A 20,018-nucleotide genomic window follows, 5' to 3' on the forward strand; every position below is an offset into this window, starting at 1 on the left:
TGAAATACGGCGCGCGGACGCCGTCCGGCGTCGCCAGCGCGAGGGAGCGCATCCTGGTCGAGGTTTCCCGTCCTCTTCCCCTTGTTCCCCTCACCGCGGCGGCACGGGCTCGTCGGGCGGCGTCCCTTGCCGCAGGAGCCGCGCGGTCCACGCCGACAGCGCGAGCAGCCCGAGCGCCAGCGCGATCCCGATCGGCTTGCGGTGGCGCTCGGTGAACGGGAGATCGCGCGCGACGCCGGCGGCGCCGAGGGCGGGGTTGGCCTGCGCGGCGCCGAGCCGCGCCGCGACAGGCGGCTGCTCGGGCTCGCCCCGGTCGAGGACGTCGGCCAGGTCGTAGCGGGGCCGCTCGCCGAGGGCGTCACCGATGTACAGCCGGTGCGGGCCCGGCTGGGCAGCGCGGAACACGATCTCGCGGGCCCGCACCTCGCCTTGCGCGCCCGAGAGGGAGAGGGGCGCGGAGTCGCCGTCGTGGATCGTGAGGCGCAGGAAGCGCTTCCGGGTCGGGGTCAGCGGGATCCGCGTCAGCGCGAGCGCCACCCCGGACTCGCCGTGGGGCCGGATCCGATGGATAAGGCCGCCCCCGACGGAGGGCCAGACCGCGCGGTAGGTGGTGGAGGCGACGTCGACGCGGCGGCTGAACTCCGGCGTGGCGACGTCGAGCAGGACGGCCTCCAGCGGCGCGCCCTCGGCGCCGGCGTCGAGCGTGACGAGGGTCGTCTTCGCCTCGCTGTTCCGCTCCGTCTCGACGATCGCGAGCGGCAGCAGCGCCGTCTTGCCGGCGTCGGCCAGCGGCTCGCACGAGACGGCGCCGCCGGTGATCCGGACGTCCGTCGTCGTGTCGCGCGCCGCGTCGCGCGCGCGGGCGCTCTCGGGGAGGAGGCGGACGCGGACCAGGGCGGCGCGTGAGAGGGGATACGAGACCGAGAGGTGCTCGACGGTCTCGGAGCCCTGGGGGATCCGGTACACGTAGACGCCGCGCGCCACCTCGCTGAGCGACCGCGGGTCCGCGCCTGTGTCGACCCGCGCCTCGCGCAGGAAGGTGCGGCCGAGGACGGTGAGCTCGATCCGGCAGTGGCGCGTGCCGGGCGCGTCGAGCGCCCAGGTCGCGTGCGTCGCGCCGGCGGTGTCGACGCCCGGGTCGAGCATCGTGGCGGCGATCCGCCCGGCGCCGGGCGCGACGCCAGGCTCGCGGAGCACGTACGGCACCTCGGCGCCGTCGGGGCCGGCGATGCGGACATCGGCGAGCAGCTCCGCGGCGCGGCTCTCGCGGTAGAGGTCGAGGTCGACGTCGACGCGATGGTCGCCGGCGGCGTCCACGCCCTCGATGGACCGGACGAGCGCGTGCTTCCCGGTCGGCAGCGCCGCGCTCGTCTGCGCCTCGGAGGGCCGCGCGAGGCCCGTCGCCGCGAGCAGCGCGAGCAGCCCGGCCGCGCCCTTCGGGCCGGCGCGCAGCAGCGTCACGAGGCGCCGGCCGAACCGCGCGTAGAGGAAGCCCCCGCCGACGAGCAGCGCGCCGACGCCCGTGAACAGCGCGATTTGATAGATGCGCTCGACGTGCCAGACGTCCCAGACCACGAGCTTGGCGATGGTGATGGCGAACAGGCACAGCCCGGCGTAGCGGTGGAAGGCGTCGCGCGCCGCGAACCCCGCCGTGAGCAGCGCGATCGCCGCGACGGCGAGCACGAGCGTCGTCGCCATCGCGAGGCTCCCTTCCTGGGCCTCGACGGCGGTCCGGTGCTGCACGAGGAGCTCGGTGAACTCCGCCTCGTCGAGCGGGGCGGGGGGCGCGGCAGGGAGCGAGGTGATCGCGCTCCGCACCTCGAGGACCACGGTGGTGATGAGCAGGGCATAGCCGGCGCCGAGCGCGCCGAGCGCGCCGAGTGCCACCGCGCGCAGCTCGGCGCGCGCGGGGCCCTCGGCGCGCGCGGTCGCGCCGCGCGACAAGAGCCGCCCCGCGGCGAGCAGCGCCGCGCTCACGCCCGCGAACGCGTAGGCCCTCGCGTTGAGCAGGACGGGGACGGCCATCGCCCCGTCGCGGCCGCCTGTCGCGAACCAGGTCGTCACGAGCGCCTCGGCCTGGGCCCGATCGACGACGAGCGCCCGCGCGAGGGCGGCGACGAAGAGCAGCAGGGTGACGGCGAGCCAGGCGCGCTCGCCGGTGCGCGCCGCGATCGCGGCCGCGACCGCCGCGAGGATGCCCCAGGCCACGGTGACCGTCGCCCCGCCGAGCCCGAACGCCACGGCCGCGGCGAAGAGGGCGAGCGCCTGCCCGAGGAGCAGGGCGATGCGGTCCGCGGGGGGCGCGGCGGCCGCGCGGCTGGCGCCGGCGCGCGGGAGCGCCGGACCGGCGCGCAGGAGCGCCGCGCCGAGCGCGAGGTCCAGGGCGCCGGCGCCGGCGGTGAGCAGCGCGCGGAGGGTCGGCGTGTCGTCCGGCGTCGCGCCCAGCGCGGCCGCGACGAACCCGAGCGTCGCGACGCTGGCCGCGAGCGCGGCGGGCCACGGGAGCGCCGGCGCGCCGGGCTCACGCTGGCGCCGGGCCGAGGCGCCCACGGCCCCGAGGAACACCAGCATGACCAGGGCCGCGGCGCCGAGGAAGCCCGCGTCCACGGCCGCGGGCGCGTCCGCGGCCGTGGACGCGCCCGCGGCCGGCGCGAGCGCGCCGGGCGCCGCGGCCGCGAGCGCGCCGGCCGAGGCGGTCGCCGCGGCGAGGAGCAGGGCCGGGAGCTCCGCGCGCGCGGCCATCCAGGCCACGAAGGCGGCGGCGCACGCGAGCGTGAGCGCGAAGAGGGCCGCGTCGGTCCCGAGCAGCAGCATGCCCGCGGTGCAGGCGAAGAGCGCCGCGCCGGCGGAGCACGCGACGGCGATCCCCCGGTCGAGGCGCGCGAGCCCGGCGCCGCGGAGCCAGCCCGCGAGGTAGACGAGCGTCCAGGCCGCGACCAGCGCGACGAGCGCCGTCCGGTGCCGCGCCGGCGCGTCCGCGATCGTCGCGGCGAAGGCGAGGAAGGCGGAGCCCATCGGCGCCAGGAGCCAGAGGCTCGCGTCGAGCGCGCGCAGCGCGGCGGTCGCCGCGACGGCGAGCGCGATCGCGGCGACGCCGAGCGCGCGCGGGGAGTCGAGGAGGAGCGCGCCCGCGCCGGCGTGCGCGAGCACGAGCGCGGCGACGCCGAGCGCGATGGCGTCCGCGGGCGCAGCGGCGCGGGGGTCGCCGGCCGGCGCGGCGGCGGCCGGCGCGGCGCCTGTGGCGGCGGCGCTCCGGGCCTGCGCGCGGCGCGCCCACAGCGCGCGCAGGACGCCCTGCGCTGCCGCGAGCGCGACGAACGCGAGCGGCACGGCGCGCGCGGCGAGCGGGAGGTAGGGCCCCGCGAGCGCCTCGGCCGGCTGGTCGAGCCAGGGCGCCGCGTCCGGGACTGCGCCGGCGACCGGCGGGGCGCTCGCGTCGAAGTACCGATCGTACCAGCCCGAGAACAGCGCCGTGTGTCCGGCGAGCGCGAGCCAGGGCGCGACGCGGAAGCCGAGCTTCGCTGCGACCGCGTGGACGACGCTCGTCATGAGCAGGAGGTAGCCGAACAGGACGAGCGGCCGGTCCTGCCCGGTGGACAGCACGACGGGGTTGAGGAACCCGGCGACCAGGGAGAGGAGCAGGATCGCCTCGCCGCGGTGGCGGAGCGCGAGCGCGGCGCCGAGGAGGAGGAGCGCCGTCTCTGCCGCGAAGGCGGCGGAGATCGGGATGAGCTCGTACAGGACCGCGCCAGCCCACACCGATGCGATCAGGACCGCGAGCCCGAGCCCGATGAGCGCGTGGACGAAGCGGCGCTGCGTTCGTCCGCGGATCGCCTCGGCGACCCCGAGGAGCGCGGCGCCTGTCGCGGCGCCGATCGCGACGCGACCGGTGGGCCCGATCCAGGCGTTGTCCGAGGCGTACTTGAAGAAGAAGAGCGCGCCGAGCAGGAAGGTGGCCGCTCCTGCGCGGGTGAGCCACGTGATGCCGAGCTGCTCCTCGATGGAGGGCCTCTCCGGGGCTCCGCGGTGCGAGAGCGCGCCGGCGCCGAAGGCGCCCTCGTGGACCGCCCCGGCGGGGCGACGTTCCGCCGGGGCGGCGACGTCCGGCGGCGCGACCGCTGGGGGCGCGCCTGCCTCGCCGGCGGCGAGCGCCGCGGGCGCGGCCGTCGGCAGCGCAACGGCGGCGCTGGCCTCTCCTGGCTGCGCGAGCGCTGGCGGCGCGCCGGCACCGGCGAAGGCCGCGGCAAGCGCGCCAGCCGCGCCGACGTCGCCCGTGGGGAACGCGCCGGCTGCGCTGACGTCGACAGCGGCAAGCGCGCCGGCTTCTTCGGCCGTGATCGCGGGCGGCGCGCCAGCCGCGCTGACCTCGACCGCAGGGAACGCGCCTGCCGCGCCGGTGTCGACCGCGGGGAACACGCCTGCTGTACCGGCGTCGGCCGCGGGCGGCGCGACCGCCAGGGGCGTGACGCTGGCCTGGGCTGCCTGCCCGGGCCCGAGGGCGCTCGCCCCCCGCAGGCTCTGCGCCGTCGCGGCCAGCGCGGCGCGGTCGCGCTGGCCGTCGCGCTGGCCGGAGAGCTCGGCCACGCGGTGCTCGAGGGCGTGGATCCGCAGCAGGAGATCCTCATTGCGTCGGTTGGCCCGGACGGCGAACACGAACGCCGCGAGGGGGGCAACCAGGAGATAAGCGACGATCGCGAGCCCGAAAAAGACGAGGATGCCTGCCCCCATGCAGACTTCGTAGCATAGGGCCCACGCCGCCGGCGTCGCCCGTCCGCGCGATGACGCCTGTGCTGTTCACGCGGTTCTCGCCGACGGCCCAGCGGGACAGCGAGGGCCTTTCGGCGCGCGCCGGGACTGGAGTAAGGTGCATCCTCATGAGGAACACACGCCTGCCTGATCGCCGCGCGCCAGGCGCCTGCTATCTTCCCCGTGTTCCCGGACGGCGGCGTTGCTCGGGGGGGGAGCGCGGCCATTCGGGAACAGTTCTTTTGTCCTCTCGCCCCGCTGCACAGGAGATCTCGCGATGCTGAGGCACCCGACCATCTCCGCATGGCAGCGAGATCACGAGGAGGGCGGCTATCAGGCCGAGATACGCGGCTGGACGTTGCGGGTCCGCTGGATACCGGAGCGCCCGGGCGAGCTGCGCGGCTTCGTGTGGGAGGCCGTCGATCCGTCGGGAAAGAAGATCACCTCGGGCGAGGTCCACGAGGAGATCGAGGTCGCGATGGCGCACGCCGAGGAGCGCGTGGCCCCCGATCCGGAGAAGCACGAGTCGAAGACCATCGACTGACGGACACGCCCCGCCGCGGCGCGGGGCTCAGCCCGGCTTGTCCGCCTGCGCCGCCTTGCGGCCTCGCTTGGTCCCGTAATTCCGGATCACGATCTCTCCCACGCGGCCCCTGGCGTCGCTCTTCGCGTTGATGCTCCGGAGCGCCGCGACCCGGTCGATCCTGAACCGCTTGTAGAGCGGCGGGATCTCGGGAACATCGGAGTTCGAGAGCATCACCTGGACCCCCCGCGCGTCGAGCGCCGCGAAGAGCGCCGCGAGGCGCTCCTGGTCGCGGAAGCTGAAGCCGCCCGCGCTGTAGGACGTGAAGTTCGCTGTCGACGAGACGGGCGAGTACGGCGGGTCCAGGTAGACGAAGTCGCCCTCCGCGGCGTGGTCGAGCACGCGCTCGAAGTCGCGAACCTCGAGCTCGACGCCCTGCAGCGCCGCCGAGCAGGCCCGCAGCTGGGGCGGATTGCAGATGGACGGGTTCACGTAGCGGCCAAAAGGCACGTTGAAGCGGCCGGCGCTGTTGACCCGGTAGAGCCCGTTGAAGCCGGTCCGGTTCAGGAAGATGGTGCGGGCGGCCCGCTCGGGCAGCGAGAGCGTGGCCGGGTCGAGGTCGCGCACCCTGTAATAGTGCGCCTGCTCATAGGCGTGGCTGCCCAGCGCCGCGATGACCTCCTCGACCTTGTCGCGCACCGCCCGGTAGCAGTCGATGAGCTCGGCGTTGACGTCCGTCAGGGCCGCCCGCTTCGGCTGCAGGCAGAAGAACAGCGCCGCTCCCCCCACGAACGGCTCGAAGTAGCGCCCGTACGAGGCGGGCAGGAGCGGCTGGAACTGCCGGAGGAGCTGGCCCTTGCCGCCGGCCCACTTGAGGAACGGGCGTGCCAGCTGGGGCGCGGCGCTGTCGGGTTCGGTGACAAGTGCGGTGGTCATCGCGCAATACTGGACGGCAACCTACCAGGGCGCGCGATCGTCCTCAACCGCCGAGGCTCAGGGCGAGCGACCTCCCCGTCCACGGCGCCTCGCCGGCGCCCCCGGCGTCCGAGACCCCCGGCGCGACGGGCCGCTCCACGCGTCGCTCCAGGCTAGGTCGTTCTATGTCCACAAGCCGGGCTCGACGGACGGTGAGGTGGCCTGTGGAGAAGCGCGGTTGTTGGACAAATAGATGAGTCATTCCGGATAGTTGTAAGCACGCGTGAGCGCGCGTGACCGGCTCTCGACGCTGCCCGGATCACGGCATGTCGTCGCTTGCGCGGCAGCCGAGCAGGGATAAGTTGAAGTCTCGTCACGCGGGCCGATCAGCCGCCAGGTGGAGCGGCGTTCTCCCGCATTCACGCACCGCCGCCTCGGCCCATCTCGCGGTGGACCTTGGCGGCGCGGCAGGGGCTCGCTCGGGCGCCCCGCGCCGGAGGGCGGCTTTTGTGGAAGCCGCCATTCCCTCTCGACAGGAGGAATGCCGCCATGATGCTTGCCTTCGACCTCGATCGCGACGACGCCCCGCGGCGGCGCGGCCCCGCGCCGGCGGATGGACCGGGCTGCTTCGGTGAGGCGGCCGACTACCGTGCTCAGCGGATCCTTTACGCCGCGCGCGGCTGGATCGCCGAGCAGGACGGCATCACCACCGACGGGCGCTCGCTCCTCGTGCTGCACGCCCAGAGGACGCCCCCGGAGCGGCGCGAGGCGCTCGTGCGCTGCTTCGAGCGCGTGCTCCTGCACGCCCCCCGGCCGGAGCTGCCGGCGCTCGCCGCGTCGCTGCGCCAGGCGGGGCTCTCCGTGGACGAGGGCCTCTCGGTGATGGGCGCCCCGGCCGGCGAGGTGCGCGCCGCCGTGCAGGGCCTCGGTCGCTTTCGCTCCTTCCCGGCGGGCCTCCGCCTGTCCAGGGTGTCGCCGGACGACGACGACGACGACGCGATCCGCGCGATCCAGGAGCTCCAGGCCGAGAGCGGTCACGCGCCGCTCCCTGGCTGGTACCTGCGCGGCGGGGAGGGACGCTCCCTGACCCTCGCGCTGCGCGACGGCAAGGGCGCGCTGGTCGGATGTACCACCCTGTGCGTCGTGACGCGCCCGCAGTCGGTCGAGGCCGGCGGGCGCGAGGCGCTCTCGCAGCTCGGGCTGCTGGGCGCCCCGCCGCTCTGGATCTCCGACGTGGGCGAGGCGCCCTCGTGGACGGGGATGCCGATCTGCACCTGCCTGCGCGAGGACTACCGCGGCCGCGGGCTCGGGGCCCCGCTCCAGGCCGCGGCGCTCCGGGAGGGGCACGAGCGCTTCGGGATCCGGTGGTTCTACGCGCTCGTCAGGGCCGGCGACGAGATCGCGAAGCGCATGAACGCGCGGTGCGGCCTCGCGCCGCACCGGGCCGAGGGGTTCCTCCTCGCCACGGCGGGCCCGTCCGAGCGGCCCCGTCGGCCGGCGCCGGTCGAGGCGCGCCGCGGCTCAGGCTGACAGCACGGGCGCCAGGATCTTCCCGAGCTCCGCGGCGACCTTCTTCTGCTGCGGCACGCGCGCGCCGATCGAGGCGAGGTAGACGGTCCGGTCGCACACCGTGAGCCGCGTCGCGTAGAAGTCGTCCCCGCCAGCGACGGCATCCACGAGCTCGTCGAGTTCGGCGTAGCCGGCGACCTTGTCGGCGCAGCCGGCGCCCAGCGCCGCGAGCAGCGCCAGGTCGTCGTCGCCCTCCACGCCGCCCGCGCCCCCGAGCAGCGACCCCTCCTCGCCGGCGAGGGCCACGGCGCGCGCGCCGCTCCCTTGCATGGCCTCCGCCAGGTAACGGCCCACCGCATCTCGAGGGCCATCGCTCGGCGTCTTCTGCTGCTTCATCGCTGTGCCTCCGGCCGCGACTCTGCCCCGCCGGGCGCGGATGCCCAAGAAATCGGCGACCGGCGCCGAGAGCGCTCCTAGCCGAGCGACCAGAGCGAAGGCGTCTCGCCGGCGAGGCGGCGGCGGATGCTCTCGAGCGCGCGCTCGTAGTAGCCGTCGCGCGCGACGACGAACTCGTCGAGCCGCACGTCGCGCGGCGCGATCTTCACGGCGCCCGCGGCGTCCGGCGCCTGCATCTGCAGGCCGCTCACGCTCTTTGCCTCGCCCCGGACGAGGCGCAGCGCCGCGGCGAGCGGGAGCGACAGCAGCGCCGTGACCTCGTCCGGATGCGGACGGAACGCCGCGAGCGCGTGGCGGGTCGTCGCGAGCAGCACGTCCTGCAGCTCGCGGTCGACGATGCCCGGCGCGTGATCGTCGACGCTGCGGCGCACGCCCAGCCGGATCACGTCGGCCGGCGAGAGCGGCAGGCCGATCTCCTCCTCCGCCTCGCGCAGCGCCTCCGCGAGATCCTCGCCGGCGCGGTAGTGCCCCGACACGGCGACCTCGAGCGCGCCGGGCCAGGTGTCCTTGTCCGGGCTGCGCTGCTGGAAGAGGACCCAGGGCTCCGCGTCGCCGCGCCGGGCGTCGGCCTCCCGCTCGATGACCACCCACACGTGGACGCTCCGGTGCCAGTCGCCGTCGCGGTGGACGAGCCTGCGCGCCTTGCGCACGCCGAGCGGCTTGCCGCTGCTATCGAAGACATCGAAGGGCTCGTCCCCGTCCTGCGCCGCCATGCGATCGAGCGTAGCGCAAGCCGCACGGAGGGGCGCCTTTGCTACTCCGTTGTGTTCCGCTCAGCTGCTCCAGCGCCCGCTCCGGGGACGCGTTGGCGGCCCGAGGACGATGCGCCAACCGCGCAGCGCCAGGGGCGCTCGACCCCGAGGGCGACCGACCCCGAGGGCGACGCCGACGAGAGAGGCACCCGCGCCGGCGGACCGTGAGCCAGGAGCATCCAGCGCGGCCACCGTCGCGAAGGGGCGACACGGTGCGCTGCTGGGGCAGGGAGGCCAGCGCAGGTGCAGCCGTCCGAGAGGGACAGCGCGGGGGCTGGCGAGGCAAGCTGATGCCGACGTGGCGATCCCAGCGGGAATCGAACCCGCGTTACCGGCGTGAGAGGCCGATGTCCTAACCGCTAGACGATGGGACCTTGTTCTGTCGAGAAGGCCGGCAGCAAAGCTGATCGGCCTGGCTGGGGGACAAGGATTCGAACCTTGATAGCAAGAGCCAGAATCTTGCGTCCTGCCGTTAGACGATCCCCCAAGGGGTCAGCGCTCTGCATCAGCGCCACGGGCCGCGGAATCTACTCGGGCTGCCCGGTATGTCAAGCGATCAAAATCGTGCCCGGTGAAGAAAAGTCCTCGGGGCCGAAAATCCCCCGCGTTTCGCGCCACGATCGGTCGGTCGTCGTTCATCGCGCATCGGTCGTCGTTCATCGGGCATCGGTCACGGACGCCGCGCCGGTCCGCGTCGCCGCGTCGGGGCCGGTCCCGACGTACTACCCTCCCACGTTGCGGGCGTCGCGCTCTGGTTGCCGTGGCATCTCCAGAGATTCCCGTTTCGCCGCCCTGGAGCCGCCCTGGAGCTGTGACGGCTGAAAAGTCGCGACTGCCTGCCGCGCGCCCTTGACGCGCCGGGCGCCTGATTTACTTTCGGCGCGGTTTTAGCCACCGGCCTAGGAGAGTGCCAAGCAACTGTGATCCCGGGCACTTAGCTCTCGTCGTGTGGGCGGAAGGCCGCAGCGACGGGGGCGAGCGGGACCTCCGGCGAGCCGATGGTCAGTCAACCAGCCGAGGACGAGGGAGCCACCATGAAAATCAGGCCGCTGCAGGATCGGATTGTCGTCAAGCGTGTCGAGAGCGAGACGAAGACCAAGGGGGGCATCATCATCCCCGACGCCGCGAAGGAGAAGCCGATCGAGGGGCGCGTCGTCGCCGTGGGCAACGGCAAGGTCCTGAAGGACGGCAAGGTTCGCCCGCTCGAGGTGAAGGTCGGCGACAAGGTGCTGTTCGGCAAGTACAGCGGCACCGAGGTGAAGCTCGACGGCGAGGAGCACGTGCTCCTCCGCGAGGACGACGTGCTCGCCGTGACCGAGTCCGCCTCCGCCGCGACGTGAACCGGATCCAGGCAACCGAACCCAAGCGTTGCAATGCGGCCGCGCGGCCGCGAGGGGATTGAGAGATGGCTGCGAAGCAGATCGTTTTTAGCCGCGGCGCCCGTGCCGCGATCCTGAAGGGCGTCAACACGCTCGCCGATGCGGTCAAGGTGACCCTCGGCCCGAAGGGGCGGAACGTCGTCATCGAGAAGAGCTGGGGCGCGCCGGTCGTCACGAAGGACGGCGTCACGGTGGCCAAGGAAGTCGAGCTCGCCGGCAAGCTCGAGAACATGGGCGCCCAGATGGTGCGCGAGGTCGCCTCGAAGACCAGCGACAAGGCGGGCGACGGCACGACGACGGCGACGGTGCTGGCGCAGGCGCTCTTCGGCGAGGGCCTCAAGCTCGTCGAGGCCGGCCACAACCCGATGGACCTGAAGCGCGGCATCGACGCGGCGGTCGCGAAGGTCATCGAGGCCGTGCAGCAGACCGCGAAGCCGACCAGGGACAAGGACCAGATCGCCCAGGTCGCCACGGTCAGCGCCAACGGCGACAAGGAGATCGGCCAGATCCTCGCCGACGCCATGGAGAAGGTCGGCAAGGAGGGCGTGATCACGGTCGAGGAGAACAAGCGCATGACGACGGAGCTCGAGACCGTCGACGGCATGCAGTTCGACCGCGGCTACCTCTCGCCCTACTTCGTGACCGATCCCGAGAAGATGACCGCGGTGCTCACGAACCCGCTCATCCTCGTGCACGAGAAGAAGATCTCCGCCATGGCCGACCTCCTGCCGCTGCTCGAGCAGGTGGTGAAGCAGGGGCGCGAGCTGCTCATCCTCTCCGAGGACGTCGAGGGCGAGGCGCTCGCCACGCTCGTCGTGAACAAGCTGCGCGGCACCATCAAGGTCGCCGCCGTCAAGGCGCCCGGCTTCGGCGACCGCCGCAAGGACATGCTCAAGGACATCGCCATCCTCACGGGGGCGACGGCGTTCATGGAGGACCTCGGGCAGAAGCTCGAGAGCGCCACGGTGCGCGACCTCGGGACCGCCAAGCGCGTCGAGATCGACAAGGACAACACCGTCATCGTCGACGGCTCGGGCGACAAGAACGCGATCAAGGGCCGCATCGAGGCGATCCGCAAGCAGATCGCGGACACGACGAGCGACTACGATCGCGAGAAGCTCCAGGAGCGGCTCGCGAAGCTCGCCGGCGGCGTCGCGGTGGTGAAGGTCGGCGCGGCGACCGAGGTCGAGATGAAGGAGAAGAAGGCGCGCGTCGAGGACGCGCTGCACGCGACCCGCGCGGCCGTCGAGGAGGGCATCGTGGTCGGCGGCGGCGTGGCGCTGCTCCGGGCGGCCTCCGCGCTCGAGTCGCTCAAGTTCAACGACGAGCGCGACGCCGGCGTGCGCCTCGTGCGCCGCGCCCTCGAGGCGCCGGTCCGCCAGATCGCCCAGAACGCGGGCATCGACGGGACGGTGGTCGTGGAGAAGGTCCGGTCGGGCGCGGCCACGTTCGGCTACAACGCCGCGACGGACACGTACGAGGACCTGCTCGCGGGCGGCGTCATCGACCCGGCCAAGGTCGTGCGCCACGCGCTCTCCAACGCGGCCAGCGTCTCGGCGCTGATGCTCACGACCGAGGCGCTCATCGCCGACAAGCCCAAGAAGGAGAAGGCGGCGGCCGGCGGGGCCCCCGGCGGCATGGGCGGCATGGGAGGCATGGGCGGCATGGGCGGCATGGGTGGCATGGGCGGCATGGGCGACTTCGACATGGGTTGATCGCCTGTCGTCCGCGCTGCTGTCGGCGCCGCTTCCGGGCGGCGCCGGTCCGCGCGAGCGCGCCGCTGCCGAGCAGCGGTCCGAGGGGTCCTCCAAAGCGTATTGGCTTGGAGGGCCCCTCGCGTTTTTGTGAGGTCGAGAGCTTTTGCCTGGGTTTTTGACCCGCGGTCGCGCACGGCGCTAGACTCTCGGGCAATGTCGGAGTCGTCGTTCGCCCGCAATGGCCGCGAGTCCCTGCCGGGCGACGTGCTCTCCTATCGCTGCCTCGCGCTCGGGTCGCGGCGGCTCCAGGCCATGCTGCAGCGCGACGCAGACATCGCGTTCGGCGGAGAGAGCTGAGCCGGTGGAGCTGCGCGTCATCGGCTGCCACGGCGGGGAGACTCCCAGGCATCGCACGTGCGCGTTCATCGTGGACGAGGTCCTCGCGATCGACGCCGGCTCGCTGACGAGCGGGCTCGAGGTGAAGGAGCAGGCGCGGCTCGAGGCGTGCCTCGTGAGCCACGCGCACCTCGATCACATCCGCGATCTGGCCACGATCGCCGACAACCGCTGCCAGCTCGGGTCCCCGCCGCTCGTGATCGCGGGCACGCGCGAGACGCTGCGGACACTCAAGAAGCACTTCTTCAACGGCGTGCTGTGGCCCGACTTCGCGGTGATCCCGACCCCGGCGCAGCCGACCATCCAGTACCTCGAGCTCAAGCCGGAGCGCCCCACGATGGTCGCCGGGCGGCTCGTGCGCGCGGTCCACGTGACGCACACGATCGACGCGTCGGCGTTCGTGATCGAGGGGAGCGGCGGCGCGATCGCGTACAGCGGCGACACGGGGCCGACCGACCGGCTGTGGGAGGTGCTGAACCAGCAGCAGGACCTCCGCGCGCTGCTCATGGAGGTCAGCTTCCCGGATCGCGAGCAGCGGCTCGCCACGGTGAGCGGCCATCACACGCCGCAGACGCTCGCGCTCGAGCTCCAGAAGTACCGCGCGCCGAAGGACCTGCCGACGATGCTCTACCACATCAAGCCGGTCTTCCAGGCCGAGGTGGAGCGGGAGTGCGCGGCGCTGAAGGGGCTGAACCTGGAGGTCCTTCAGCTCATGGACCACTTCGTCCTGTAACCGGCGCGTCGGCGGCTACGGGGGCGTGGCGCGCGCGGCGCGCGCTGGCGCCGCGTCGGCGTCCCGGGGTGCGGCGGGAGAGGTGAGCCGAGCTGCCCGGCCCGAGGAGAGCGTGTTCGTCGCGCGGCGCGGGGGCCCCGCCGAACTCGCCTGAGCCCGCGTTCCCCCGGCTTCGCCGGCCCAGGCGGCGGCGGAGCTAGCGGCTCTCCTGGGTGGGCTCGTCGTTGAAGGTGCGCTTGCCGTCGGGGACCTCTTCGACGCGGGCGAGGACGACCGTGATGTTGTCGGTGCCGCCGAAGTAGTTCGCCCGATCGATGAGCGCCTTGCACGCCGCGTCCAGCGAGCCGCTGGACATCACGAGCTCGAGGATCTGATCGTCGCTCACCATCCCGGACAGGCCGTCCGAGCAGAGCAGGTACACGTCACCGTGGCGCGTCTCGTCCGTCACGAGATCGACGAGGACGTCCTCGCGGATGCCGAGCGCGCGCGTGATGACGTTCGCCGGCAGCTGCCGGACCTCCTCCTCGGTCATCCACGGCGCCATGTGCGCCGCGTCGCTGACGAGCGAGTGGTCGCGCGTGAGCTGCGTGATCTGGCTGTCGCGCAGGCGATAGCAACGGCTGTCCCCCACGTGGCCCACCGTCACGTGCTCCGCGTCCTTGGAGAACATCGCCGCCACGATCGTCGTGCCCATGCCGAAGTCCGCGAGCGTCTTCAGCGAGCGATCGAAGATGCGCCGGTTCGCCAGCCTGAGGCCGGTGACGACGTAGTTCTCCTCCTCCGTGAGGTTCGGATCGGCGGGGAACGGCCACGTCGCGTCCCTCCCGACCGTCACGGACAGGAAGTCCGAGAGCGTGCTCACAGCAAGCTGGCTCGCGACGTCGCCCGAGCGGTGTCCGCCCATGCCATCCGCCACGGCCACGACACGGTACTCCTCGCTGACGAGGAGGTTGTCCTCATTGTGGTCCCGGAGGAGCCCGGTATCCGTCATCCCGGCAAACCGGGTCCGCAACATGGGCAGAGAGTAGACGCGGAGCAGGGGGGCAGCGCAAGTTCAAGGCGAGGGCAAAGCTGAAATCCTGGGCCGGATCTCCCACAGGAGCCGCTTCGCGCCCGCAAGAAGCGGCCGGTCGGGGGGCTACGGACCACCCCGGAGGCGTCCGCTCGCCGCGCGCACTTTGCTCTTGAAAGATGAGGTGGGACGTGGATTTCCCCGCCGCGCACGCCCGGACGAGCGCGCGCCGCCCGCTTCGGACGCGTTGGACCGCAGGACGCGCGCCGCGCGACGCTCGCCGCGCGCGCGCTCAGAGCCAGCTCTCGCCGATCGCGACCTCGAGCTCGGCGGCGATCGTCTCGGCGGCGCGCACGCCGCACGCCTGCGCCTCCTCGAAGAGCGCCATCCCCGGCTGATCGACGTGCGCCCACGCGACGCGCTCGGCGAGCGCGCAGGGCGGCTCGAACGGCCGCGCGCCGAGGAAGCCTGGGCGCGGGCGCGGCATCGCGTGGCCCCAGATCATCACGTCCATCCGCTCGACGTCGTCGCGCAGGTGCGGGTGCGCCGGCGCGAGATCGCGCAGCACGCCGTCGGCGAGCGACGCCCACGGCGCGCCGAGCAGCGCCGCGCGCGCGGCCGCCACGTCGGGCCCGCCGAAGGCGCGGTAGTAGGTCAGCACCGTGCGCTGCACCGGCGTCGCGAGGCGCGACCGCTGCGTCGTCGCCGCCGCGAGATCGGTGAGCTGGTGGCGCGCGTCCACGTAGCCGAGCCCTTCGGCGCCGTAGAGAACGGAATCCCACGCGTGATTGGGGTCGATGGGCCGCTCGACGTGCAGGTTCGCCACGAGCCACGCCGACGCGGTCCGCTCCGGCAGCTCGCCGGACGCGCCGCCCGCGAGGAGCCGGCGCACGACGAACGCGGGCGCCGCGAGGATCGCCGCGCGCGCCTCGACGCGGCGCGCTTCGCCGCGCTGCACGTCGGTGTAGACGACCTCGACGCCGCCCTCCGGCCGCGAGCGCACCGACGTGACGAGCGCGCCCAGCGACACGCGCGGCGCCGCGCGCTCGAGCAGCGCCTTCACGAGCCGGCCGTTGCCCTCGGGCCAGATGAGGTAGTGGCTGCCCGCGAGCTCCGGCGTGCGCACCTTGCGCCCCGCGAAGTAGTGCAGCCCCGCCCAGGCCGAGATCTCCTCCGGCTCGCCGCCGAAGTCGTCGAGCATCGCGTAGCGCACGTACCAGCGCAGGAAGGGCGTGCTGTACCCCTCGCGGTCGAGCCACGCCGCCATGCTCATCCGGTCGAGCTCGAGGAGATCGGGATCGCGCGACGAGCGAGCGAGCGGGATCTGGAACGCCGCGCGCCCGTCCCGGCCGGTGAGCTCGGTGAGCTCCTCCTCGAGCGCGTGGAACCGATCGAGCTCCTCCAGCGCGTCGGCCGGGAGCGCGTCGACAGGCGCGAGGCCGGCGTGCCACGCGCCCTCGTAGAACAGCCGCTCGCCCGGCGCGTGGCAGAGCCTGCGCGGATCGAACGTGGGGCGCCCGGCCGCGTCCCAGCCGGTGAGGACGCCCATCTGCTCGAGCAGCCGCAGCGTCGCGCGCGCCTCGACGTTCGGCGCCGCGAGGTAGTGCGCGCCCCACGGGTACGGCACGACGCCGTCCTCGCCCCAGGCGCTCGTGCCGCCGGGCCGCGGCTCGAGCTCGAGCACCCGCAGGTCGAGCCCGGCGCCGGCGAGCCGCCACGCGGCCGACAGCCCGCTCACCCCGCCGCCGACGATGACGACGTCCGCGCGCTCCGCGGGGCCTGACGCCGGCGCGCGCGGGGCGCCGCCCCGGAGCAGGTGACCCGCGCCGTGCGCCGCGCCGACGACATCGCCGGCGAGCGGCGGCCGGCCCGGGGCGGCCGTGTGCACGAGCCAGCCCGCGGCGACGGAGCTCAGGAAGCCGCGGCGGTTCACGGGATCACCGCGACCACTCCGCCCACTCGCGCGTGTACACGGAGACGAGCTTCTGGTCGTTCAGCCGGTTCACCGGCGCCTCGACCCGGCCGAGGTCGCGCGGGAACCGGAAGAGCTCCGGCAGGCCGCTCGAGTCGAGGTAGCGGAGCCGCGTCGGATCGATCCGGAGGACGCCGGGCGCGGAGAGCCCCTCGCCGCCGGCCAGGATGAAGCCCCACTCGCCGAAGCTCGGCACGTAGACGTGCAGCGGCGCCGTCTTCCAGCCAGCCGCCTCGAGCGTGGTCACGACGCACCAGAACGACTCGCGCGCGTAGTGCGGCGACGTCGCCTGGACGACGGCGAGCCCGCGCACGGAGATCCGCTGCCGGAGCAGGTGGTAGAAGGCGTCCGTGTACAGCTTGCCGACGGCGTAGTTGCCCGGGTCCGGGAAGTCGACGATCGCGAGGTCGAACGACTCGGTCGACTCCTCGAGGTACTTGAACGCGTCCTCGTTGCGGACGACGACGCGCGGATCGCGGAGCGAGCCCCCGTTCAGGTCGGCGGCGAGCGGCAGGTCGCGGAAGGCGCTGGTGACCGCGGCGTCGAGGTCGACGAGCAGGATCTGCTCCACCGACGGGTAGCGGAGCAGCTCGCGCGCGGCGAGCCCGTCGCCGCCGCCGAGGATCAGCGCGCGCCGCGGATCGCGCCCCAGCGCGGCGACGGCCGGGTGCACGAGCACCTCGTGGTAGCGGTGCTCGTCGTCCGACGAGAACTGGAGGTTGCCGTTCAGGAAGAGGCGCGTCGTGCGCGGGCTCCTCGTGACGACGATGCGCTGGTACGGCGACTGCGCCGCGTAGACGATCGGCGCCCCGAAGTAGAGGGCCTCCGAGCGCTCGACGAAGCGCGAGACGAGCGCGAAGGCGACCCCGAGCCCCGCGATCACGACCACGCAGAGCGTCCGCAGCCGGACGACGACCGCGCGCTCGAGCGGGAAGAGGAACGTGCTCGTGAGCGCGACCGCCGCGTTGAGCAGGCCGAAGAAGAGGCTCGTCTGGTGGATCCCGAGGCGCGGCAGGAAGATCGAGGGGAAGAGCAGGCTCGCGGCGAGGGCGCCGACGTAGTCGAGCGTGAGCACCCGCGCGACGAGCCGCTTGAGGTCCAGGGAGAAGTTGAGCAGCCGGATGAGCAGCGGGATCTCGAGCCCCACGAGCACGCCGGTGAGCAGCACCAGCGAGTAGAGGAGCGCGCGGAACGCCCCGACCGCGGTGTAGACGCGGAAGAGCATCGGCGCGGAGAGCCCGCCCACGAGCGCGAGGCCGAGCTCGATCTCGACGAAGCGCTCCAGCAGGCGGCTCTCGATGTACTGCGAGAGGTACGAGCCGATCCCCATCGCGAACAGGTAGAGGCCGATGACGAAGCTGAACTGCGTCACCGAGTCGCCGAGGACATAGCTCGCGAGCGTGCCGGTGATGAGCTCGTAGATGAGCCCCGACGTGGCGATGACGAACACGCTCGCGAGGAGCGCCGGGTGCACGAGCCGGGGCAGCGGCTGCGCCGCCGGGGCGTCTCCGCGAGGGGCGCCGTCGGCTCCCGTCGAGCTCTCCGTGGTGGCCGGCATCGGCGCGGTCCTAGCACCGCTCGTGCTGGACCACAGCCTCCTCGGACGCGCCTCCGCGCGTGATGACGCCGCGGCGGGAGACGAGGGAAGACGAGGGAAGATGAGTGAAGACGAGCGAAGATGAGTGAAGACGAGCGAAGACAAGCCCCACCAGCGGTCGAAACGCTTTTTCTTCCCTGGCCTTCGCTTCTAGTATGGTGCTCGCGTGAGCACGCCCTTCGACCGAGCAGCCGCGTGCCCCTCGTGCGGCGCGCCGATCACGTTTCGCTTCGCGGGCGCGATGGCGCAGGTGTGCAAGCACTGCAAGTTCGTCGTCGCCCGCACCGACCGGGACCTCCGCGCCGTCGGGCGCGTCGCCGACCTCGTCGAGATCCCGACGCCCCTGCAGGTCGGGGTCACCGGACGCTGGGGCAACGAGCCGTTCGTCGTCGATGGCCGCGTGCAGCTCGATCGCGCCGGCGCGCCCGGCGCGCCCTGGCAGGAGATCTTCATCGCGTTCCCGAGCAGCGGCCGCTGGACGTGGGTCGCCTTCGCCCAGGGGCGCTGGTACGCGACCAGCGAGGCGCCGCTCCCGCTGAACGGGCTGCCGCAGTGGACCTCTCTCCAGCCCGGCGGCCGCGTCCACCTCGAGGGGCACGGGATGTTCACCGTCGTCGAGGTCGGCCGCCGGCGCGTCATCTCGGCCGAAGGTGAGATGCCCCACGTCGCCCCGCCGGGGGTGGTGACCGGGTTCGTCGACATCGCGGGGCCGCGGGGCGAGTTCGGGACGCTCGACTACGGCGACGGCCGGGGCATCCCGCCGAAGCTCTACCTGGGACGGCAGATCGATCCGGCCGAGCTGCGGCTCGACTCCGGCGCGCCCGTGGACCAGCCCGCGGCGCAGGTGACGGCCGTCGCGTGCCCGAACTGCGGCGGCAACCTGCCGCTCGCCGCCCCTGGCACCACGGAGCGCATCGTCTGCCGGTACTGCGGCACCGCGAGCGACCTCACGAAGGGCGCCCTCGTCGCGCTCGGCCAGGTCCCCCGGCCGCCCGTCGAGCCGTACGTCCCCCTCGGCGCCGAGGGCCAGCTCCGCGGCATGCGCGTGCTCTGCATCGGCTTCGTCATCCGCGGCTGCACGGTGGAGGGCGAGCGCTACCGCTGGCGGGAGTACCTGCTCTACGGCGGGCCGAGCGTCGGCTACCTGTGGCTCATGGAGGAGGACGGCGCGTGGCAGCTCGTGACGCCGCTCTCGCCCGGCGAGGTCCAGCCGATGGGTGGGACCGCGAGCTACAAGGGACAGACGTACTCGTTCAAGCAGCGCGTCAACGCCGAGGTGGAGTACGTCATCGGCGAGTTCTACTGGAAGGTCGAGATCGGCGAGGCGGTCCAGGCCACGGAGTACCAGGGCCCGGGCGGCAAGATCAGCATCGAGCAGGCCCCGACCGAGGTCAGCGTGTCGTTCTGCTCGCCGCTGCCGGGCAAGGAGCTCGCCACCGCCTTCAGCCTGTCGCCGCCGCCGCGCGCCGCGCCGGGCGGCGGGGGGGGCTCGGGCGGCGGCTCGGTCCTCCTCCTCATCGTCATCGTGATCGTCGTCCTCATCCTCCTCGTCGCGTTCAGCGACTGCGGTGGGGGCGGCGGCTCCGGCGGCATCCTCTTCGTCCCGAGCGGTGGCAGTCCGAGCTTCGGCGGCGGGAAGTGATCCAGCTTCACTGCCCGATTCGGCTGGATGTGAATCGAGCAACGTCGCTCCGGCGCGCGTGACGCGATCCGGCTGATGCCGAGTCGGCCGGCGACGGGGTTGGACATGTTCATGTCCACCTCCGCGGCGGGCGCGATCTCGCGCCGGGCGGAACGGTCGGATTCGGGCAATCGATGGTCGGTTTCGGGTACCGCTCACCGCCGGCCGGCCATAGCGGTCGAATGATTTCAACAGTTTACGTGCTGGTCGACGGCGGCCCGTGACGTGCAATGTGGCGCCCGAAGCCGGCACGGACCGGTGACGGAGGTCCATGCAAACCGTGAATTCGGTCGACCCGCACGCACAGCTGCGGGCGCTCTACATCTCCCTGCTCCGGAACCAGGAGCACTTCGATGAGTTCAAGCAGCTGCTCGCGCTCTACATCGTCGCGCCCGAGGCCGACGAGGAGCCGGCGGATGCGGCCAGTGTCCGCGCGCTGCTCAATTGCCGCATCCGCTCCTGGATCGGCGGCTTCTTCGACGGGCTGAGCGCCTCCCAGGTGCTCCAGTGGCGCGCGATCGTGGTCGAGGAGCGCATCAACGTGTGCCTGTCGCCCTGGAAGGAGTCGAACATTTATTGATGCTGCGGCGCAGGCGACAGGCGGGGTTGCACCGCCATCGGCGTACGTCTCACCGGCGCGGCTCCGCCCC

Annotated in this window: 15 protein-coding genes and 2 tRNA genes; 8 read left to right on the forward strand and 9 right to left on the reverse strand. The window is 73.1% G+C overall.

What is annotated here, in order from left to right; genetic code table 11:
* Window positions 1–90: 90 nt before the first annotated feature.
* Window positions 91–4,728, reverse strand: coding sequence for a DUF2339 domain-containing protein (locus tag WME85_RS16750; protein ID WP_437839462.1), 4,638 nt, complete (start codon window positions 4,726–4,728; stop codon window positions 91–93).
* 295 nt (window positions 4,729–5,023) lie between these two features.
* Between WME85_RS16750 and WME85_RS16755 the strand changes: the two genes are divergently transcribed.
* Window positions 5,024–5,290: a hypothetical protein gene (locus WME85_RS16755; RefSeq protein ID WP_437839465.1), complete on the forward strand. Its 267-nt coding sequence runs from the start codon at window positions 5,024–5,026 to the stop codon at window positions 5,288–5,290.
* A 27-nt stretch (window positions 5,291–5,317) separates the two neighbouring features.
* Here the strand turns inward: WME85_RS16755 and WME85_RS16760 are convergent, their stop codons facing one another.
* Window positions 5,318–6,205, reverse strand: coding sequence for a DNA adenine methylase (locus WME85_RS16760; RefSeq protein WP_437839467.1), 888 nt, complete (start codon window positions 6,203–6,205; stop codon window positions 5,318–5,320).
* 528 nt (window positions 6,206–6,733) lie between these two features.
* Between WME85_RS16760 and WME85_RS16765 the strand changes: the two genes are divergently transcribed.
* Window positions 6,734–7,714, forward strand: a complete 981-nt coding sequence (locus tag WME85_RS16765; RefSeq protein ID WP_437839469.1) for a hypothetical protein — start codon at window positions 6,734–6,736, stop codon at window positions 7,712–7,714.
* On the opposite strand, the gene WME85_RS16770 is transcribed toward WME85_RS16765, so the two are convergent.
* From WME85_RS16770 to WME85_RS16785, 4 genes are all read right to left on the reverse strand, one after another.
* Window positions 7,706–8,089 carry a hypothetical protein gene (locus WME85_RS16770; protein ID WP_437839471.1) on the reverse strand — a complete coding sequence of 128 codons (384 nt, stop codon included), beginning with the start codon at window positions 8,087–8,089 and terminating at the stop codon, window positions 7,706–7,708. The two genes, WME85_RS16765 and WME85_RS16770, sit on opposite strands and share 9 nt — an antisense overlap.
* A 77-nt stretch (window positions 8,090–8,166) precedes the next feature.
* Window positions 8,167–8,862 carry an NUDIX hydrolase gene (locus WME85_RS16775; protein ID WP_437839473.1) on the reverse strand — a complete coding sequence of 232 codons (696 nt, stop codon included), beginning with the start codon at window positions 8,860–8,862 and terminating at the stop codon, window positions 8,167–8,169.
* Window positions 8,863–9,200: 338 nt separating this feature from the next.
* A tRNA-Glu gene (locus tag WME85_RS16780) sits at window positions 9,201–9,275 on the reverse strand.
* Window positions 9,276–9,314: 39 nt separating this feature from the next.
* Window positions 9,315–9,388 (reverse strand) — tRNA-Gln (locus WME85_RS16785).
* Between the two features lie 547 nt (window positions 9,389–9,935).
* Here WME85_RS16785 and groES point away from each other — a divergent pair.
* The 4 genes from groES to WME85_RS16805 all read left to right on the forward strand — a co-directional run bounded on the left by groES (window position 9,936) and on the right by WME85_RS16805 (window position 13,106).
* Window positions 9,936–10,241 carry a co-chaperone GroES gene (gene groES / locus WME85_RS16790; protein WP_436617414.1) on the forward strand — a complete coding sequence of 102 codons (306 nt, stop codon included), beginning with the start codon at window positions 9,936–9,938 and terminating at the stop codon, window positions 10,239–10,241.
* 65 nt (window positions 10,242–10,306) lie between these two features.
* On the forward strand, window positions 10,307–11,995 hold the full coding sequence (groL, locus tag WME85_RS16795) for a chaperonin GroEL (RefSeq protein ID WP_437839475.1): 1,689 nt from the start codon (window positions 10,307–10,309) through the stop codon (window positions 11,993–11,995).
* A 195-nt stretch (window positions 11,996–12,190) separates the two neighbouring features.
* Window positions 12,191–12,334 (forward strand): hypothetical protein, encoded by a 144-nt coding sequence (locus WME85_RS16800; protein ID WP_437839477.1) that lies wholly within the window; start codon window positions 12,191–12,193, stop codon window positions 12,332–12,334.
* 4 nt (window positions 12,335–12,338) lie between these two features.
* A complete protein-coding gene (locus tag WME85_RS16805; RefSeq protein WP_437310340.1) occupies window positions 12,339–13,106 on the forward strand; it encodes an MBL fold metallo-hydrolase in 768 nt (255 codons plus the stop codon).
* A gap of 196 nt (window positions 13,107–13,302) precedes the next feature.
* Here WME85_RS16805 and WME85_RS16810 read toward each other — a convergent pair whose 3' ends face one another.
* From WME85_RS16810 to WME85_RS16820, 3 genes are all read right to left on the reverse strand, one after another.
* Window positions 13,303–14,121 (reverse strand): PP2C family protein-serine/threonine phosphatase, encoded by an 819-nt coding sequence (locus WME85_RS16810; protein WP_437514176.1) that lies wholly within the window; start codon window positions 14,119–14,121, stop codon window positions 13,303–13,305.
* Between the two features lie 289 nt (window positions 14,122–14,410).
* A complete protein-coding gene (locus WME85_RS16815) occupies window positions 14,411–16,051 on the reverse strand; it encodes an FAD-dependent oxidoreductase (protein ID WP_437839479.1) in 1,641 nt (546 codons plus the stop codon).
* 4 nt (window positions 16,052–16,055) lie between these two features.
* Window positions 16,056–17,648, reverse strand: a complete 1,593-nt coding sequence (locus WME85_RS16820) for a polyamine aminopropyltransferase (RefSeq protein ID WP_437839482.1) — start codon at window positions 17,646–17,648, stop codon at window positions 16,056–16,058.
* Between the two features lie 205 nt (window positions 17,649–17,853).
* Between WME85_RS16820 and WME85_RS16825 the strand changes: the two genes are divergently transcribed.
* Together WME85_RS16825 and WME85_RS16830 are read left to right on the forward strand one after the other, a co-directional pair.
* The gene (locus WME85_RS16825; protein WP_437839484.1) at window positions 17,854–19,329 is read left to right on the forward strand and encodes a DUF4178 domain-containing protein; all 1,476 of its coding nucleotides are present in this window, start codon (window positions 17,854–17,856) and stop codon (window positions 19,327–19,329) included.
* 310 nt (window positions 19,330–19,639) lie between these two features.
* Window positions 19,640–19,948: a hypothetical protein gene (locus WME85_RS16830; protein WP_437310345.1), complete on the forward strand. Its 309-nt coding sequence runs from the start codon at window positions 19,640–19,642 to the stop codon at window positions 19,946–19,948.
* The last annotated feature ends 70 nt before the right edge of the window (window positions 19,949–20,018 follow it).

It is taken from the genome of Sorangium sp. So ce1153, assembly GCF_051521595.1.
GTDB lineage: Bacteria > Myxococcota_A > Polyangia > Polyangiales > Polyangiaceae > Sorangium.

Excerpts from the sequence above, each read along its gene's own strand:
- WME85_RS16755 (WP_437839465.1), top strand. The coding sequence starts at position 5,024 with ATGCTGAGGCACCCGACCATCTCCGCATGGCAGCGAGATCACGAGGAG.
- WME85_RS16765 (WP_437839469.1), top strand. The coding sequence starts at position 6,734 with ATGATGCTTGCCTTCGACCTCGATCGCGACGACGCCCCGCGGCGGCGC.
- groES (WP_436617414.1), top strand. The coding sequence starts at position 9,936 with ATGAAAATCAGGCCGCTGCAGGATCGGATTGTCGTCAAGCGTGTCGAG.
- WME85_RS16800 (WP_437839477.1), top strand. The coding sequence starts at position 12,191 with ATGTCGGAGTCGTCGTTCGCCCGCAATGGCCGCGAGTCCCTGCCGGGC.
- WME85_RS16770 (WP_437839471.1), bottom strand. The coding sequence starts at position 8,089 with ATGAAGCAGCAGAAGACGCCGAGCGATGGCCCTCGAGATGCGGTGGGC.
- WME85_RS16820 (WP_437839482.1), bottom strand. The coding sequence starts at position 17,648 with ATGCCGGCCACCACGGAGAGCTCGACGGGAGCCGACGGCGCCCCTCGC.
- WME85_RS16760 (WP_437839467.1), bottom strand. The coding sequence starts at position 6,205 with ATGACCACCGCACTTGTCACCGAACCCGACAGCGCCGCGCCCCAGCTG.
- WME85_RS16750 (WP_437839462.1), bottom strand. The coding sequence starts at position 4,728 with ATGGGGGCAGGCATCCTCGTCTTTTTCGGGCTCGCGATCGTCGCTTAT.
- WME85_RS16810 (WP_437514176.1), bottom strand. The coding sequence starts at position 14,121 with ATGTTGCGGACCCGGTTTGCCGGGATGACGGATACCGGGCTCCTCCGG.
- WME85_RS16830 (WP_437310345.1), top strand. The coding sequence starts at position 19,640 with ATGCAAACCGTGAATTCGGTCGACCCGCACGCACAGCTGCGGGCGCTC.
- groL (WP_437839475.1), top strand. The coding sequence starts at position 10,307 with ATGGCTGCGAAGCAGATCGTTTTTAGCCGCGGCGCCCGTGCCGCGATC.
- WME85_RS16775 (WP_437839473.1), bottom strand. The coding sequence starts at position 8,862 with ATGGCGGCGCAGGACGGGGACGAGCCCTTCGATGTCTTCGATAGCAGC.